This window comes from Acidovorax sp. SUPP950 (assembly GCF_030158935.1).
Taxonomy (GTDB): Bacteria; Pseudomonadota; Gammaproteobacteria; order Burkholderiales; family Burkholderiaceae_C; genus Paracidovorax.
In genome coordinates, this window is the sequence record NZ_BQXE01000006.1 from 7,755 (window position 1) to 26,300 (window position 18,546).

General features: G+C 66.9%; 1 protein-coding gene. It reads right to left on the minus strand.

The annotated features are described in order from the left end of the window. Window positions 1-339: 339 nt before the first annotated feature. Entirely contained in the window at window positions 340-18,327 is a 17,988-nt protein-coding gene (locus AVME950_RS19950; protein WP_284431134.1) for a LysM peptidoglycan-binding domain-containing protein, read from the minus strand. Window positions 18,328-18,546 lie beyond the last annotated feature (219 nt).

The following is an 18,546-nucleotide window of genomic DNA, read 5'->3' on the forward strand; positions in this document are numbered from 1 at the left end:
AAGTAGAAAGTCCGCTCGCGGCGGACTTTCTACTTTTCTACGAGTGGATCAAACTCTGTGTTGCAAGCCCAGTGCTCTTTGAATGGCGGGATACACCAATTTTTCTATTTCTTCGTCGCTGTAGACCTGCCCTCCGAGGCATCGAGCGCCCGGGAGCTCCCGTATATCAGCTAAGGAAACACTAAACGCGTCCACTAGCAAACTCATTACGGCAAACGAAGCTACTCCAGGCCCCATCGCCTCTTTGATGACTGCCACAAGCGAGCAGACTCCGGCGCCTTCAGAGGCAGCCTTGCGGAGATTTTCGATGATTGCGCTTCGCATCGTCGTTTTACACCTTTATGGCTTCGTAAACAGAGTTTCGACCTTTGTGTAAGCGCCAGGCTCACCAACTACTACTTTCACTGACGGGCTTGTAAATCCGTTGCGAGCAGCCTGTTGCGCAGTCCAAGTTTGAGTCACGGCGGTTTCTAATGGGACGCCTTTAGCAGTCAAATTATTGACTACGCCAAGATTCTTGTTTGCAGGACCAACATCGCGATTCATCCAATTCCCTCGAATCGAAGAAACATCCCCGCCGTATTCAACCATCATTTTGTCGAACATATCAACACCTCGGACGGGTGAATTTACGGCGTTGATTTTGAAATCAACGATACCCTCCTTGGATATCGTCGACAGGATGCCATTGTTGTCGTTGACCAAGTAATTGAAGTCGCGAGCCACAACGGTTCGTTGAGAAACTTGCGCTGCTTGAGCAGTTTCGGTACTGCCAATTGCCCGCGACTCAGCGTTCACTGCCTTGCTAGGCGCTTCTCCCGCGATTTTGACACCGCCCAACTGCGCAGCCCGGCTTCCAGCCATTGGCCCTGGCATTTCCGCCGCCCGAACCACTATGTTTTTGGCGCCGCGCAGCCCGCTGACAACACCCAGTCCCACGCCTGTAGCCTGAGCCGATGCTTGGCGAATCTGTGCCGGATCATTGCCGAAGTAGTTACTTTTCCATTCGTTGAAAACGGCGCTCGGTTCGTTCCAGAGCCGTGTGACTCCTTGCACCGTGGCAGCCGCAGTCTGCATCGCCCATTGGGCGCGGCGTTCTTGGGTGCTGACGACGCCAAAACTATAGGCCGCGGATTCCAACATGCCTGCTCCCGCGTCGTACAAACCTTGAGCCCGGGCAATATTTCGGTCGAACTCACTGAGCGTTTCCGTCCGATTTCGGTACTCCAACTCAGATCGCCGAAGATCCTCCACCGTCATGAGTTCGCGAGTGTCTTTGACAGTCACTTCAGGTTGCCAGGTGTCTGGTTGATTGCTGGCTCTGACCGTTACCTCCGGCAGAACCGACATGAAGTTGGCACTTTGAAGATTCACATGAGAGGTGTCTGGTTGATCGCTGGCTCTGACCGTTACCTCCGGCAGAACCGGCATGAAGTTGGCACTTGGAAGATTCACATGAGGCAACCCAGCAGGGGCACCGCTGTCAAGAATGACGCCAGCGACCGTGCTGTTGGCTATTTGCACTCCGCTGCCAACCGCCATCTGAGATGGGTTGCTGAATGCACTCAGAAATTCGTCATAGCCTGAGCTCCAGCCTTGAGGGGTTCCCCAGCCCGAAGGCGCTTGCAAACCTTGTCCGCCGCTGCCCCCAGACGCGAGGCTGTACAAGGAGTCCTGCGGTGTAACAGGATACGCAAGACCATTGCCCAGCGCATTGCCAAACGCATCGGTCGCCACCTGCTGGATGCTCACTCGGCCACCTCTGGCCACCGCAGTCGTCAAGCCTGCTGCCATGCCACTGAGCGTGCCTCGGGCCACCGCCCCTGCCGTTGCGCCCCAGCTAGAGAACACGTCAGCGTCCCTTAGAGCGGCACCAGCCGCACTGCCCACGACGGCACCTGCCGCGCTTGCTGCCACACTGCGCCAGTCAAAGCTCTTTTGCAACCCTGTGGCAACCCCTACGCCTTGCGTCAGCAAGTTGGCCGTGCCCGCACGCAAAGCAATGCTTGACCAATCGGCACCCTGGAAAAATGGAATCCCTTCCAGTCCAGCCGTGATTCCCGCGCTCACGCCGGACAACGCCACGCTCTTCCAGTTGATGCCGTCCTGCACGCCAAGAACGTTGCCGACCACTTGGCCTGAGAGGTTGCCCAGCATGGCCCCGCCGATACCGCCGGTGTAGGCCGCCACCACGACGGTCACCACCGTCATGATGATCTTGCCCAGTCCCCCACACCCGCCCCCGCCCTGCCCCGCAGGCGCCGGCAGGTTCGGGTCCAGGCTCCCCGTCACCCGGCTCGGGTCGTACGGCTGGAACGTGTCCACGTTGTTCGCGTTCAGCGCCAGCTTGGGCACGCTCAGCGTCTGCCCCGCTGCCAGCTGCCCGTCCCCCGACACCGCCAGGCCATTGGCCTCCGCAATGCGCCACCACAGCTTGGCATCGCCCAGCACGTTGCGCGCGATGTCTTTGAGCGTCTCCCCGCCCACCACCGTGTAGGCGATCGCGTCCAGGTTCGCGCCTTTGAGTTTGAGCGGCGCCGCGTTCAGCCGGAACTCGGCCGTGTCCACGTACTTCGGTATCTCGCCCGCGTTGGCCGGCGGGTTCTCGCTGTCCGGCGCGTCGCCGTAGCGGGCCAGGACCTCGCCATTGGCCACCAGCTGGCGCTGCACGTGGCCCGGATTGACCGAGTCGCCCACCCAGCCGCCCAGGTAGCCTCCAGGCTGGTTCTGCACGCGGCCCGTGTGGCCCGCGCCCTGGTTCACGTACACGGCGTTGCCCTGCGCATCGTTCACGAACGCACGGTTGAACCGCTCGTCGGCCGCGCCCGTCGTCTGCTCGATGTTGCTCACGAAGCCATTGGCATCGCGCCAGGTCCGCGTGGTCGCGCTCGTGCTACCGCGTGTGGCGCTCGAGCCGGTCTGCTGGTAGCTGCCGTTCAGGGATTGGTAGTCGTACTTCGTGGTGGTGGCGTTGCCCTGATTGCCATCGCTCACCTGCCGGTTGCCCAGGAGGTTGCCCGCCGCGTCGTACCCTAAGCCCGTGACGCCATCGGCATCGTGGTAGGCCACGTCCGTGCGCTGCGTCACCGCCTTGGTGTCGTCGCGCCGCAGCACCATGCGCGTGTCCTGCAGCTTGCCCGTGGCGTCATAGCGGTTGTAGCGGTGCTCCTCGTTCCACAGGTTGTTGGCCTTGACCAGCGACTTGGCATACACCTGCCGCCCCGCGCCGTCGTACAGGATCTGGTCCGTGCGCTCGGCCACGCCGTAGCCGGTGTAGCTGGCCATCCGGTTCAGGTCGTCGTAGACGTAGTTGTAGGTTTTTTCCAGCTTTCCGTTGGGTGAGCCTTCTATCGGCCCGCCGCTGTAGGTCTGGTCCTGGGTCCGGTTGCCGGCGTAGTCGTAGCGGTACTGGTGCGTGTCCACCGCACCCGTGACCGAGGACACTTCCTGGCTTCGGATCTGCCGGTTCATGGCGTCGTAGCCGTAGGCGGTCGTGCTGGTGTGGATCACCTGCTGGTCCTGCACCACTACGTTCGCCGGCTGCGACTTCGCATCCGGGCGGATGGTGTTGATCACGTGCGTCGTCACCTGCGAGCGGTTGCCCGCCAGGTCGTAGGTGATGCGCACGTCCGCGCGGCTGTCGAACACCGCCCGCAGCCGGTTCTGCGCGTCATACACCAGGTGGTTGTCCTGGTACACCACGTTGTCCAGCACCCCGGAGGACAGCAGCGTCTTTTGCGCCATCTTCTCCGACACCCGGTTGCCCGCCAGGTCGTAGCCGTAGTTGGTGGTCTGGCCCAGGTTGTTGTCCCGTATCTCGATGCGCTGGCCGGCACCGTCGTAGCGGTAGTCCAGGCTCTTGCTGGCCCCATTGCCCTCGTGCGTGAGGTCGCCCGCGCGGTTGTAGGTGTACTGGAAGTCCACCGTGCCGCCACCGGTCTTGCCGTCCGTGCGCCCGATCAGGCGCCCGAAGGTGTTATAGGTCCAGGACTGGCTCATGCCGGCCGCATCCGTCTGGCCCACCTTGTGGCCCAGCGCGTCGTAGCGGTAGCGCATCTGGTAGGCCAGCGGTGCCACCGGGGTGTTGTCGACCCCGGGTTTCTTGAGGGGGTCTGTGACCTTGGCCGTCTCCTGCCCGCTCAGCACCACGTTGCCCGCCCGGTCGTAGCGGTAGCGCGTGGCTTCGTTATTGCCGTTGACCACCCGCACCTTGCGCCCCGCTTCGTCGTACTGGTTGGTCTCCAGCACCGTTTGCGTGATCGCGCCGCTGATGTCCACGCCGTTGGAGGCGTGCAGTGCGCCGTCCGCAGGTGTGGCGGTGTTGACCGCCCCGCCCGTGCCGTTGACCTCGTAGCGCGAGATGCCCTGCGCCAGCGAGGTCTGCTCCAGACGCGAGAGCTTGTCGTAGCTGTACTTCGTCACCACCGTGCGGCTGTCCGTCACCCGCTCGGCCGAGGACACCTTGTCCCCGAAGGCGTTGTACGCGCTGTCGATCCGGCCGCCGTCGGCATGCCGCTCCTGCACCACGTTGCCCGCCAGATCGCGCACCTGCGCGTTCAGGTTGCCGTTGGCATCGCGCAGGCCCACCTGCCGGCCCAGCGCGTCGTAGTAGATCTTCGTGCTCGCCCACGATTGCGCGAAGTTCACGTCCTCGTGCAGCCGGCGCTGCTCCACCACCTGGTTGTTGGCGTCATAGCGCAGCGTGGCCGTGCGCACGAGCTTGCCCGCGCCCAGCCCTTGCGTCTCGTCGATCGCCACCACGTTGCCCCACCGGTCGTATTCCCGCACCGTCACCGGCCGGGCGCTCAAGCCGCCCTGCACCTGGGTCTGCGCACGCAGTTGCGGCACGTAGGCTGGCGTGGTGTCCGCCATGGTCACCTGGCCATTGGCACCGGTGGAGGGCACGGTGATCGCCACGTCCGTGCGGGCGATGTAGGCTTTCTGATTGCCGCTCGCGGGGTGCTCGATCTCGATGCGGATCTGGTAGGTGGTGCCCCCGTTCAATCCATCGAGCACGAAGCCCTGCAGCGCCGCGCCACCGGCGAACTGCGAGCGCCCATCGCCCTGGCGGAACAGGTAGGGTGCCGGCGTGCCGCCGGGGATGCCGGGCGAGGCCGTGATCTTGACCCGCACGCCCGCCTCCTGCTGCGGCCATTGCAGCACCGCGTGATCGGTCCCGTCGATGACCGCGCGGCCCATGCCCACGCCACCCACGGTCTGCGTGGCCGCTGTCACGGCCCGCAGCATGAAGGTGGAGGTGATCTCGTATTCGCTGGGGGTGGTCAGGTAGTCCCCCAGGCTGCGTCCGCCCACCGCATTGCCGTTGTACACGGCGTACAGCGCCGTGGTCCCATCCACCGGCACGCTGGAGATGTAGCCGTCGTTCTGGTACGCGTTCTGGTACCAGGTGCCCGGGTTGAAGTGGAAGTTTGGATCGCTCTTGGGCTCCGCGTAGATGGGCAGGTAGCTGCCCACGTCCGCCGGGTTGGCCGTGAGCCGGAATACCGTGTCGCCGCCGTAGATGTACTGGTACAGCCGCTGGTTGGCCCCCGTGGGCGAGGTCTGCACGTACCCCAGGATGCCTTCCTTGACCATCGCCGGCGGCGCTCCCGCCGCCGCGTCCCGCGCGATGATGCCGTCGAACTCGGCAATGACGTTGGCATCGGCCGTGGAAATGTGGTGGGCGTTGCCTTGGTACAGAAAGTAATAGCGGTACAGCGGCTTGCGATCCGCCGCCGGGCTGTTCCAGAGATAGCCCACGATGCCCAGATTGGTGACGTTGTTGTTGGCCATCACGATGGGGGGCGTGGTGTCGCGCACCGACATCGCCTGCGGGATGGTCACCACGCCCTTGGCCCGCTGGGCGGTGCCACCGAACGCATTGGTCACCACGATCTCGTATTCGTACACGCCCGGGCTCATGTCCAGCGACACGCCCTGCATGCCCACCCCAAACCCGCTGGTGCGCCCGTCGCCATAGGCGACTACGCCGGTGCCGACCGTGCGCGAAGCCGTCCACACGCTGCTGCCCTGAGGGCGCCAACGGTAGACCACGCCCTGGTTCTGCGCCGGCTGCGGCCACTGCAGCACTGAATAGGTCCTGCCGTCGATGTTGGCCCGGATCACGCCCACGCCCTGCAGCGGCGGCGCGCTGTCGGCGTCGGACACGCCATTGCCCGTGATGGCGAAGGTGCCCGTGCCGACCTCGCGCACCGCATCGCCCTTGGCGTTGGTGACGCGGTATTCATAGCCACCGGCCGCCAGCCCGAGGCCGCCCAGGTCGATGCGGTGCGCCGAGCCGAACGTGCGCAGGTTGGAGGCGTTCAGGGTGCTCTGCACCCACTGCGTAGTGCCGGTCCTGCGCGTTTCGATGCGCAGCGTGCTCACCACGTCCTGCGGCAGGCTCACCTCGATGCTCTGGCTGGGTATCTGGCCGTAGAGCATGGTCACCTGCCCCACGGGGGTGCTCTTGGTGCCGCCGAAGACCGGGTCCGTCTGCGACTGCGTCTGCTCCTTGCGGCCCAGCATGAGCGCGCTGCGCTCGCTCAGCGAGGTGGTGTACAGCCCGTCGGTCCACTCGCTGTCCACGCCGCTCGTGCGGTTGTGCTGCAGGGCGTAGAGCTTGGTCATCCCCTGCTGCGCCATCGCTCCCGCATCGTTGCCGGGAGCGGCGACGTAGCCGTCCACGCCCCGGCTCTCCCAGCCGCTGCCCAGCAGCCGGTTGCGCTCGGCGACGCTGGAGGTGTAGACCGAGATGTCGGTGCCGGCCTTGCCCAGGCGGTACAGCTCCACCAGGCCCGGCCCGGGGTTTTGCGCAACGTACCCGGCAATGCCTTCGTCCAGCCAGCCCGTGCGCTGGTTCAGCAGCGCCTCCCGGTCCACCGGGTTGGCACTGAACAGGTGGGTGTCGTTGTAGCGGTTGTAGTAGCGGTAGATGGGCTTGCGGCCCTCGCCCGCCTCGTTCCAGATGTAGCCCGGGCTCGCGCTTTCCGTCCAGTTGAGCTCGACCGCGCTCGCGGTGGGCTGCTGCACGTCGTACAGCGTGGCCCAGTTGCCGAAGATGTCGAGTTTTTCGACCTGGATCTTCTGGATGGATGCGATGCCCCGGGCGATGCCGGCCTCTTGCGACAGGGGCGATTCCCACTGGAACGCGTAGCCGGTCATCGCCTCTTCGGCGCTCACCACGATGCTGCGGGTGACGGATTTCTGCGCCTGCGGATCGGGACTTTCCTGGTTGCCGTATCTGTAGCCCTCGGACAGGTATTGCAGCGTGATGCGCACATCCCCGCTGCCCAGGTCCTGCAGCGAGCGCCACACGAGGTTCACCTGGTTCTTGCGGCTCTGTCCCGCCACGCCGTTGGCGACCTCGCTCTGGGAGATGACCCCGTACAGCAGGTTCTGGCGCGTGGTGATGGCCATGGTCTGCTCGCTCGCGCGCTCGGGCGCGAGGGTCTGCACCAGGCGGCCCAGCACGTCGTAGCGCATTTCGGTGCGCCGGAACTGCTCGCCCACTTCGGCCTGCCCGCCCAGCGCCTCCATGGCCGTGCGGTAGCCGGCCAGATCGATGCTGCCGGAGGCCACCAGCTGCAGGGTCTGCTGGCCTTGCAGGTTGTAGGCGAGCACTTTGGCGACGCCGTCGCCGGCATTGCTGCGCCAGGCGCGGCCGGCGTTGTCGTATTCGTAGGTTTCATCGCCCTGCAGCGCCAACCCGGCGTCCAGGACGCGCTTGCGCGTGACTTCGCCGAACGCGTTGTAGGTGAGTTCGGTGTCGCCCAGGCTCAGCTGGGTGGGGTCGGTGTTGCGTTGCAGCGGGGCGTAGGTGTGGGTCTGCCGCCCCAGCGCGTCGTAGGCGTACGCGCGCCACAGGCTTTGCATCTGCCGGGTGCCCGCATCGTCCAGGTAGGTGACGTTCTGCCATTCCTTGGCCAGCCGGCCCTGGGCGTCGTAGGCGTAGTAATGGCTCTTGTTGTCAGCATCGATGGTTTCGATGGTGTGGCCTTGCGCATCAAAGCGCGTGATGCTGGTGCGGTCTGCGCCCCCTGCGGCGCTGCGGCTGTAGCTGGCGCCATCGCTCGAGAGGGTGGCTCCGCTTGCGTACTGCGTGGTGGCCACTGCGTTGCCATGCGCATCGCGCTGGAATTCGGTGAGCGGGTTGACGGGGGCCGCGCCCTGGCCGTTGGCGGCCACGCCGACGTTGATGGCCGGGGTGATGGTGGCGCGCACGCGGCCCAGCACGTCGTAGTACTGGTAGGTGGTGCCGCCCATGGCGTCGGTGGTGCGCGTGAGGTTGCCCAGCGCGTCGTAGGCGTATTGCGTGACGAGATCGCCCGTTTTTTCCTGGAGCACGTCGCCGATGCTGCCCGCCCCCGCGTTGGCGGCGGTGTAGGCCACGCCGCGGCGGGTTTCGGTGGTCTTGCGGTTGAGCAGGTCGTAGCCGTAATCGGTCACGCGGTCACCGCCAGCGGTGTTGGGAACGCTGGCAGCGGTGCTCTGGGGGCTGGCGAACTCCACGCGGCGCGTGAGGTTGCCGGCCGCATCGTACGCCTGGGTGGTGACGTAGCCCAGCGCATCGGTGGTGCTCACGCGGCGGCCCAGCAGGTCGTAGCCGTGCCGGGTGCTGACCCAGCGCGAGGCGTCCAGGTTGACGGCGACGGAGGTCAGGTCCCCGAAGGCGTCGTAGCCGTTTCGGGTGGTCTTGCGGCCCGCGGTCTGCACGCCGGTCTGGCTGTCGTAGTAAAAGACGTAGGGTTCCTGCACTTCCTGCACACGGCCCGCGCGGTCGTAGCCGGTGAGGATGTCCCGGTCGGCGCTGCCGGGCTGCACGGCCTGGCGCACTTCGATCTCGCGCAGCAGCGGCACGCCGCCGGCAGGCAGCGCAAGGCCTTTGTCGTAGCGCACCAGGCGCTCGGTCTCGCCCCAGGCATTGCGGGTGTAGCCGGTGACGTAGCCCAGCGCATCGACGTCGTAGGCCACCTGGCCTGCGCGGTCGTAGGCTTTGTAGCTCCACGCGGTGCTGCCCGCGGCCCGCCCAGCCACGGCGTTGCCCAGGGTGTCGTAGCGGGTCTCGCTGCTGATCTCGGCGACCGCGGTGTCGATGCGGCTGCCGGCGGCGTTCCTGCCGTTGTCCAGCAAGGCGCTGGCGCTTTCCGCCTGGTACACCGGCACGGGCGGGAAGATGGTCTTGATCTGGCGGCCCAGGGCGTCGTATTCGTAGCGCGTGGTGCGCGCCTCCGGCCGGCCAGCCGCTTCGGTGCGCTGGGTGAGGTGGCCCAGGGCGTCGTAGGCCATGCGCGTGACCACGCGCGCGGGTCCGTCGGCCAGGACGACTTCGGGCGAGGTTTCCTGCACGAGCAGCCCGGCCGCGTCGTAGGCATAGCTCCAGGTGCTGCCGGCCTTGTTGGTGAAGGACGTCTTGTGGCCCAGGCCGTCGTAGGTGGTGGTGCTTTCGGGCTGTTGCGGCGCATCGGAGCTGGCGATGAGGTTGCCGGCCGCGTCGTAGCGCATGTGTTCGATGCGGTCGGCGGCTGTGCGCACCGGCTGCGGCGTGAGCGCCAGGTCGATCTCCGCGCGCCCCAGGCTGTGGAAGTGCTCGCCGGTGCCGTTGACGTTGATCTGGTACAGCGCGGCGTTGCCCTGCCCGGGCGCGACGTCGATGTAGCCCATGATGCCGTCATCGATCCAGCCCGATTGCTGCTTGGCGTTGGCACGCAGCTCTTCGCTGGCGGTGTAGTAGTGGTTGGTGCTGCCGTCGCCGGGCGGGCGCAGGCGATACAGCGGCACCTTGCCAGGGGCCGGGGCGCTGTCCAGGTAGCCGACGTTGCCTTCGCTTTGCCAGCCGTTTTGCAGCGCCCGGTCGCGCTCGGCGGCATCGGTGGTGTAGAAGTGGTCGCTGCTGCCGCTCACCCGGCTCAGGCGGTACAGGGGTTTTCTGCCAGGGCCGTCCGCGGTCTGGGTGTAGCCGGTGATGCCTTCGTCCAGCCAGTGGTCCGCGTTCTGCGCGGCCATGTAGACGGTGCGCTCCGTGAGGCGGCCTACGCCGTCGTAGGCGTAGCCCTGCAGTTGCCCCAGCGCGTCGCGCGCGAAGGCCAACCGGCCGGCCGCGTCGTAGTAGTTGCGCGTGACACGGTCCTGGGCCGGGCTGGCGGTGAGGTAGCCGGCGACGGTGCTGCCGGCCAGCACGCCCTGCTGCGCCAGCGCGGCATCGAGCGCCGCCAGTTGGGTCGCCGTGAGCGCCACCGCGCCTTGCCGGGACCACACGACCTGGCCGATGCCGTTGTAGCGGCGCTCGGTGACGGCGCCTTCGCCGTCGATGGAGACGGTTTCGCGATTGGCGCGGTCGTACAGGTGGCGCACGGTGCGGTCGGCATCGCCCGCCACGGCGGTGGGCGCCGCGAGCAGCGCGCCGCCGGCCACCTGGTTGGTGTAGGCGCTGGCGCGCGCGGCGTACCGGGTCTCGCGCGTGAGGTTGCCGGCCGCGTCGTAGCCGTAGGTGGTGACGGCGCCGCTGGCATCGACCTGGCTGGTGAGCCGGTTGGCCGCGTCGTAGACCTTGCGCGTGAAGCGGTCCGACAGGCTGGTCTGGGGCACGTTGACGAGGATGCCATCGACTTCGCTGCGCGAGGTGGTGTAGCGGTTTTCGTTGGTGCCCTGGCGGTTCAGCCGGTACAGCGCGGTGGTGCCCGCCACGGGCACGGTGCGGATGTACCCCACGATGCCACTGCCCTGCACGCTCCAGCCGGGCAGGGTCTTGACGAAGTCCAGGTTGGCGCTGTCGGTGGTGTAGTAGTAGCTGCCGTCGGTGTGGCGCGCCAGGTAGAGCGCGGTGTTGCCGGCAGCGGCCGCGTCGTCCACGTAGCCCAGCAGCGCGGTGCGGATCTCGTTGCCCTGGGCGTCCAGCGGGTACAGGGCGTGCTGGCCCGGCTGGGCCGCGCTGCCCAGGAACCCGATGGTGCCTTCGTCGCGCCACTGGAAGGCGCCGGCCGGGGTGGCGTACTGGGTGGCCTGCAGGAGGTTGCCGTTCTTGTCGTACAGGTACTGGGTGACTCCGCCCACGCCGTCGGCGCTGAAGGTGACGCGGTTGGCCGCGTCGTAGCGGTAGCGCACGTGCTGGTCGCGCGCCGCATCGAAGATCTGCACCAAGCGCAGTTCCATCTCCGATTCGCTCGGGCCGGCCGACAGGGGCTTGGCGGCCAGGTCCAGGCGGTTGGCGTAGCTGATGCGCTGCGTGACGTTGCCGCTCGCGTCGTAGCGCTGGGAGACGACCGCGCCGGTGGCATCGATGGTGTAGCGCGCGCGCCCGATCGCGTCGTAGACGGTGCGGGTGACGGCATCGGCCGCGCTGGGCACGGGCTGCGGGTCGCTGCCCGGGCTCCAGGCGCCCATGTCCAGGCGATTGACATAGGCGGTGCGCTGGGTCACCAGGCCGTTGGCGTCATAGACGAGGCGCACCACGTCGCCCGCCCCGTTGACGGTGGCGGTGACCCGGTTGTCCGCGTCGTAGATGCGGTGCTCGGTCTGGTCCTGCGCGGCATTGGGGCGCTTGAGGCCCTCCAGCTGCGCCTCTCCCACGTCCAGCGCCAAGCTTTCTGCTCCGGCAACCGGCTGCGCGTAGCGGGTCTGGCGCACCGCCCTCCCCGCCGCGTCGTACACGGTCTCCGACAGGTTGCCCGCCGCATCCATCACGAAGCGCTGCCGCCCTTGCCTGTCGTAGGCGTAGCGCGTGACGTGGCCCTGCGCGTCGGTCACGCTCGTGACCTGGCCCGTGGCGTTGTAGGCGTAGCGCTTGGCCAGGTTCAGGCCCGCGTGCGTGGCCGTGGTCGGGTCCACCACTTCCAGCACCCTGCGGCCCAGCGCATCGTACTGGTATGCGGTGACGGTGCCGTTGGGGTCGGCCACGCTCAGCCGACCGCCCATGGCATCGTAGGTATACGTGGTGACGAGGTTCAGACCGGCCGGGTCTACCGCCTGGCGCACGAGCTGGCCCTTGGCGTCGTAGCTGAACTGGGTGGTCACGCCCTGGGCGTCGGTCACGCTCAGGGCATTGCCCAGCGCGTCGTAGGTGTAGGTGGTGACCAGGTTCAAGCCCGCAGGGTCCACCGTGCGCGACAGCACGCGGTTGGCCGCGTCGTACGCGAGCACCGTTCGCACGCCATTGGCGTCCGTCGTCTCCACCAGCCGGCCCAGCGCGTCGTATCGGCCCGCCGTGCGGGTCAAGGGCGTCGTCGTGCCGGTCTGGTTGCCGTCTGCATCGTAGGCGTAGCGGGTGGTGCGCTCTTGCGCGCTGCCCGCCGCTTCGGTGCGCGAAACGAGGTTGCCAAAGGCGTCGTATCCCAGCAGGGTCACGATGCTGGACGTGCCCGATGCGCCATTGGCCACTGGCGGCGATGCTTCGCGCACCCGCCGGCCCGCCGCGTCGAAGGCGTAGGTCCATGTGGCACCCAGCGCGTTGGTCACGCTGGTTCGGTGTCCCAGCGCGTCGTAGGCGTAACTCTCCTGGTAGCCCAGCGCATCGGTCTTGCCGGTCAGCCGGCCCGCGCCGTCGTAGCTGTACCGGGTGTGGCGGTCCTGGGCAGAGGCCGTTCCGGACACCGAGGCATATTCGATCAGATGGCTCAGTTGCCCCACCCCGTCGTACTCTCGTGCGACCACATAGCCTGCGGCGTCCACGGTGCGAGAGATGCGGCCTGCGCCGTCCACGAGCTGCGTGCTGACGCGGTCCTGGCCCGTGCTCTGCACCATGCCCAGCACACGGGCCAGGGTGATGTCCCGGGGCGCGACCCCTGCCAGGTTGACGGTCTTGGCATATGCCGTGGAGGTGGTGAGGTTCCCGCTGTAGGCGGTCTGGCGGACCGCGCCCAGCGCGTCCACCTCCAGCACCTGCCGATCGGCTTGGTCGTAGGCCCACGACGCAGTGCGGTCGCCCGCCTGCGGGCGCAGCGCCAACGCGATGTTGGCCTGGTCGTAATTGGCAATGGCAGGCGAAAACACCGCGCCGCGCGTCGCCGTGGGGGCCGTGACGGGGGTCGCGTACTCCGTGCGCTGCTTCAGGTTGCCATTGCGGTCGTACACGTTTCCGGTGACCGAACCGCCCGCACCCACCACATAGATCTGACGCCCTGCCGCGTCATAGACATAGTCGGTCGCCTGATCGCCGCCCGCCGAAGCCACGTCCTGCGGCTGCTGGCCGGTCGCGATCGGCGTGGCGAAACGCAGCGTCTTGACGACATGGCCATCTCCGTCGTAGCGCAACTGCGTGACCGATCCCGTTCCGTCGGCGCTCCAGACCAGGCGGTTGGCCCGGTCGTAGGCGCTCTTTTCCACCACATTGCCCGCAGCGTCCTCCTGGGCGGCGAGCTGGAAGATGAAGGACTCGTCGTACGCATCGGCGCTGACGGTGATGGGCTTGGCATACCGCACCCGTTCCACGACGTTGCCGGCCGCGTCGTAGCGCAGCTTGTTGGCGGCGCCCGTGCCATCGACCGAGACGATCACACGGCCCAAGGCGTCGTAGGCCATGCGCACGCGCTGGTCCTGGGCGTCATTGGCCACAGGCTGCGGAAGGGTCCCGGGGGTCCAGCCGCTGGAGCCGCCGATGGTGATCCGGTTGGCGAAGCTGCGCTGCTCCATCACCCGGCCATTGCCGTCGCGCAGATAGATGGTCACCTCGCCAAGGCCCGTCACGACCGACTGCAAATGGTTGTTGGCGTCGTAGGTGCGGTATTCGATCTTGTCGGTGGCAGACGCCACGATGCCCGCGCGCACCTGCGAATCCCAGGTGCCCGGGCCGACCGATGCACCGCCGCTGGCGTACCGGCGCAGCACCGACGTGTCGGCGATGACCTGGCGGTATTCGGTGAGCTTGCTGATGCGTCCGAGGGCGTCGTAGGCCGTTTCCCTGACGTTGCCAGCGCCATCGATGGCCAGGGTCTGGCGGTTCTCGTCGTCGTAGAGGTAATAGCTCGTGTTGCCGTTGGCATCCACGCTGCTCGTGAGGTTGCCCTGCAGGTCGTAGGTGTACGAGCGGGTCAGGTTCAAGCCCGCAGGATCCACCTGTTCCCGCACCCGGCGGCCCAGGCCGTCATAGCTGTAACGGGTCAACGTGCCCTCGGGCCGCGTCACTTCCAGGGTGTGGCCTTGGGCGTCGTAGGCATACCGCGTGGACAGGGCCAGGCCCGCGGGGTCCACCAGTTGCTCGGTGAGCTGGCCTTTGGCGTCGTAGCGCAGCTCGGTGACGGTGCCGCCGGGTTGCGTGATGCGGATCTGGCGCCCAAGCGGGTCGTAGGCGAATTGCGTGGCGAGCGACAGCCCGCCCGCATCCACCGTCTGGGTGATGACGCGGTTGGCGGCATCGTATGCGACGGTCGTGCGTGTGCCGTTGGCATCCACGGTTTCCATCAGTCGGCCCGCGCGGTCATAGGACTTGGCCGTGGTGACCGTTTCGGTGACGTTGGTGTCGAAGCGCCATGCCTGCGCCGATGCCCCGGTCGGGTTGCCGTCCGCATCGTAGGTGTAGCTGGTCGCGTTGCCGCGGGCATCCGAGACCTGGACCATGTCGCCATGACGGTTGTAGGTCTGCTTCAGGAGCAGGCCTTCGTCGGTGCTGATGGTGACGGTGCGGTTCTTCGCGTCGTAGGCGTAGGTGGTGGTGTTGCCCTCGGCATTGACCTGCGACACGATGCGATTGAACGCGTCGTACTTGGTGGTCAGCACGGCCCACAGCGCGTCGGTGCTGGAGACTTCCCGGCCCAGCTTGTCGAAAGTCCGCGTGCGAACCCGGCCCAGCGCGTCCGTGGCGCTGATCTGGTTGCCGAAGGCGTCGTATTTGTAAGCGGTGACGGCGGCCAGCGCCCCCGCATCGCGGGTCTGGCCCGTCACCAGGCCGCGCCGGTCGTACCGGGTCTGCAAGACCGTATTGGGTGTGGACACCCCGGTGGGCTCCGTCCGCTGCGTTTCCTCGCGGAAGGCGTTGTAGACGTAATTGGTGGCGAAGCCGAGCGCATCCGTTGTGCTGGCCAGGGTGCCGGTCGCGTTGTAGGTGGAGCGGGTGATCTGATCGAGCGCGGGATTGGCCGCGGCCTGCAGCAGCGACAGGAGCTTGGCGTTGACCAGCCCACCGGCTTGCGAGCCGGTCAGCTCGCCCGGGTTGATGCGCGTGCCATAGCGCACCTGCGCAGTGGCCTGGCCCAGGGCGCTGTAACGGGTCTCGGTGACTTCTCCCAGCGCATTGACGGTGTGCGTGAGCTGGCCCGCCGTGTTGTAGAAGAAAAGCGTGCGCAGGCCGTTGGCATCGGTGGTGCTGGTCCTGCGGCCGGCGCGATCGTAGGTGTGCGTTTTGGCGTAGCTGTTCCAGACGGCATCGATCTGTGCCTGGGTCTGCGCCGACGCCAGTTGCCGTGACCCTTCGGCCGACAGCTCCGCTACCAGCCGGCCCTGCGCGTCGTAGCGGCTGATCCGGGCGCGTGCCTCGCTACCGGTCGCGACCGTGGTGCGGATGCGGTTGCCAGTGGCGTCGTAGGCATGCTCCGTGCGCGTTCCCTGGTAGTCGGTCTCGGCGGCCAGGCGCCCGAGCGCGTCGTATTCGGACAGGCGCACCTGATCCTGCGCGGAGGCCGCAGGACGGAACTGCGCCACCGGCGTGGCGCTGGTGATAGCCGACACCACGGCGGCCTTCAGCGCCGTCGCGTAGCGCGTCTGCTTCGTGGCATTGCCGTTGGCGTCGTACTCGAACGTGGTCAGGTAGCTCGCGCCATCCACCAAGGCCACGAGCTGGTGCTTCTCGTCATAGACCCGGCGCTCGACGATGTCCTGGCTGTTGGTCGCGGGCTTCAGGTCCTGCAGCGTGCCGCTGGCGCGCTTGGCCGCATCGGTCAGCTTGGCGAACCGGGTGGTGGACGCCAGCCGGCCGGCCGCGTCGTATGCATTGAGCACCAGATACCCCTCGGCATCCAGCGTGCCGGTGCGCAACCCGTCGGCGTCGTAGAAGTAGCGGGTGACGCGGTCGGCCGCCGCATCGGCCGCGGGGCTGACGGCGCTGCCCGCCGGCGTGCCGCCGAGCGAGGCCACGGCCACCGTCTTGGCATATTGGCGGGTCGTGACCAGCCGCGAGGCGCCGTCATAGACGTTCTCGGTCACGCTGCCATCGCTGCCGACGGTTTTCCAGAGCCGGCCAGCGCCGTCGTAGATGCTCCACTCGGTCCGGTCGGACGGCGCGCCGGCAGGGCGCAGCGCAGCCACCGCGATGTCGGCCAGGCTGCCATCGCCCGCCGTGAGCAAACGCGTGTCGACAGGGGTAGCGTAGGCAATGGTGCGCGTGAGCTGCCCCGATCCGTTGTAGATGTACTCCCGCAATTCGCCTGCCGCGCCCACATCGGCGGTCTTCCTGCCGGCGTCGTCATACAGCATCCACGATTTGACGCCCGTCGCGTCCTGGCTGAGCCGCAGACGGCCCAGGGCGTCGTACACGAACGTGCTGGTGCCCAGGTCGGCAGCCGTTGCGTCGGAGCGCTGAAGACTGACGAGACGCCCGGCCCGGTCGTACGTCCGGGTCTCCTGCAGGCCGTTGACCGCCTGTGTGACGACCCGCGCACCTGCGTCGTCATAAAGGGTGGATGCCAGTTGCCCCAGGCCGTCGGTGGTGGACAGCAGCCGGCCCATTCCGTCATAGGCATAGGCCGTCGTCGCGCCCTTGCCGTCGATGGTCTGGATCAGTCGGCCCGCGGGGTCGTAGACCTGCCGGACCACGGTGCTGCCGGCGGCCACGCCATTGCCGGAGGCATCGGTTGCCGAATAGGTGGTCGACGTCTGCACCTGGCCCCGGAAATCCAGCACATAGTCCGTGCGCCGCACCTGCTGCAGGTTCTGCTGCCCCGCCCAGGAGGCGACCGTGGCCGAGGTCGGCACGGCGTCACGGGCCAGTCCGCCCACCGCGTAGGCCGATGCATGGTGCTGCAGCACCGCGACCACCTCGCCATAGGCGTTGCGGCGGTATTCGGTGACGCGGCCCTCCGCGCTGATCACAAAACGCAGGTTGGTGGCGTTGGCATCGTCGTACACATAGCGCGTCGTGAGTGCCCCCGATGGCTGCCCCGCGCCGTCGCCGTCAGGGTCCGGCTGGGTATAGACCGTCTCCGTCAGCAGCTGATTCACCGCGTTGTAGGTGCGGGCCACCGTATTGCCCAGGGCATCGCGCTGCAAAACCTGATTGCCCCGCGCGTCGTAGGCCATGAACACCGCGCGCCCGTCCGCATCGGTCGTGCGGATCAGATCGCCATTGGCGTTGTATTCGAATCGCTGCACCAGCGGCGCGCCGCCCGTGCCCGGCGAGGCGATGCTGAGCAACTGTCCCTTGGTGTCGTAGGCGTAGGAAGCGTTCTTGCCCGCAGGGTCGGTGACCTGCGTGGTGCGCGCGGCGGTGTCGTAGCTGAATCGATAGGTCTGGCCCAGGGCGTCGCGCAGCGAGGCGACCTTGTAATCCGCCCCCACCTGCACGTATTGGATGGCCAGCTGCGTTCCATCGCTCTGGCTGACAGTGGCCACCCGGTTGCTGTCGCCGTCGTAGGTGTAGCTGGTGCGGTAGACCTTGCCGTCGGCCGTGGAGCCATCCGCGGGCGTGAGGTCCACCGTGACACTGGCCAGGCGATTGCGCGCATCGTAGGCATAGCTGGTGCGAACGGTGGTGGCGTCTTGCCGGTCTGCCACGCGCACGCGCATCAGCAGTCCCCCGGCGTAGTCGTATACGACCGATTCCCCGCTCGCATTGACGACCTTCGCGATGTTGCCGTCCGCGCCATAGGTGTAGGTCGTCGTGTTGCCGTCGGCATCCACGGTCTTGTCGAGGCGGCCCGTGTCCGCGGCGTAGTAGTCCCGGGTCTGCGTCTGGCCATCCGTCCAGATGAAGCCGGAGCCGGTCGACTCGATGCGGTCGTAGGCCCCCGCGCCATCGGTGCCGAGATACCGGCTGGAGGCCGCGTCCCAGGTGAAGAGCGCGCCTGCGCCATCGCGGCCGATGAGCGTGATCGTGCTGCCCTGCTGGCCCGCCTGCCCGGCCAGCACCAGTTGCCGGCGATAGAAACCGGTGCTCCAGTTGTCCGCGTTGTCGTCGTTGAGCAGGCCCTGGCTGTTGTAGGTGCGGACGGCCTGGTAGCTGCCCCCGTGCGCCACCAACTGGTCGTCGGTGCCGGAAATCACCAGGTTGCCGGTGGCCACGTTGACAAAAACCTGCTCGTTGCCGCGCCCCTGGGAGGCATTGCCCTGGGAAGCCCGTTGGCCCAACGTGGCCAAGGAACTGTTGCCGAACCCAAGACTGTTGCCGCTGACGATACCGACCATCTCTACCCCTCGTTCGATGTTTAACCGGGGCAGGTCCAGTGATTAAGACGCCCCATCTCACCAACTCATCCATCGGAATGGAAAACCGTTGAGCGAAAGACCAACTGAATCGAAGGGGTATGGGACCAAAGGGACATGGTGGGCGATGCATGGGCCCAGTCGGCATTGCGCCTGTTTCCTACACCCCCGCCTGGCACGCCCCTGCTACCTTGCCATCCA

Excerpts from the sequence above, each read along its gene's own strand:
- AVME950_RS19950 (WP_284431134.1), bottom strand. The coding sequence starts at position 18,327 with ATGGTCGGTATCGTCAGCGGCAACAGTCTTGGGTTCGGCAACAGTTCC.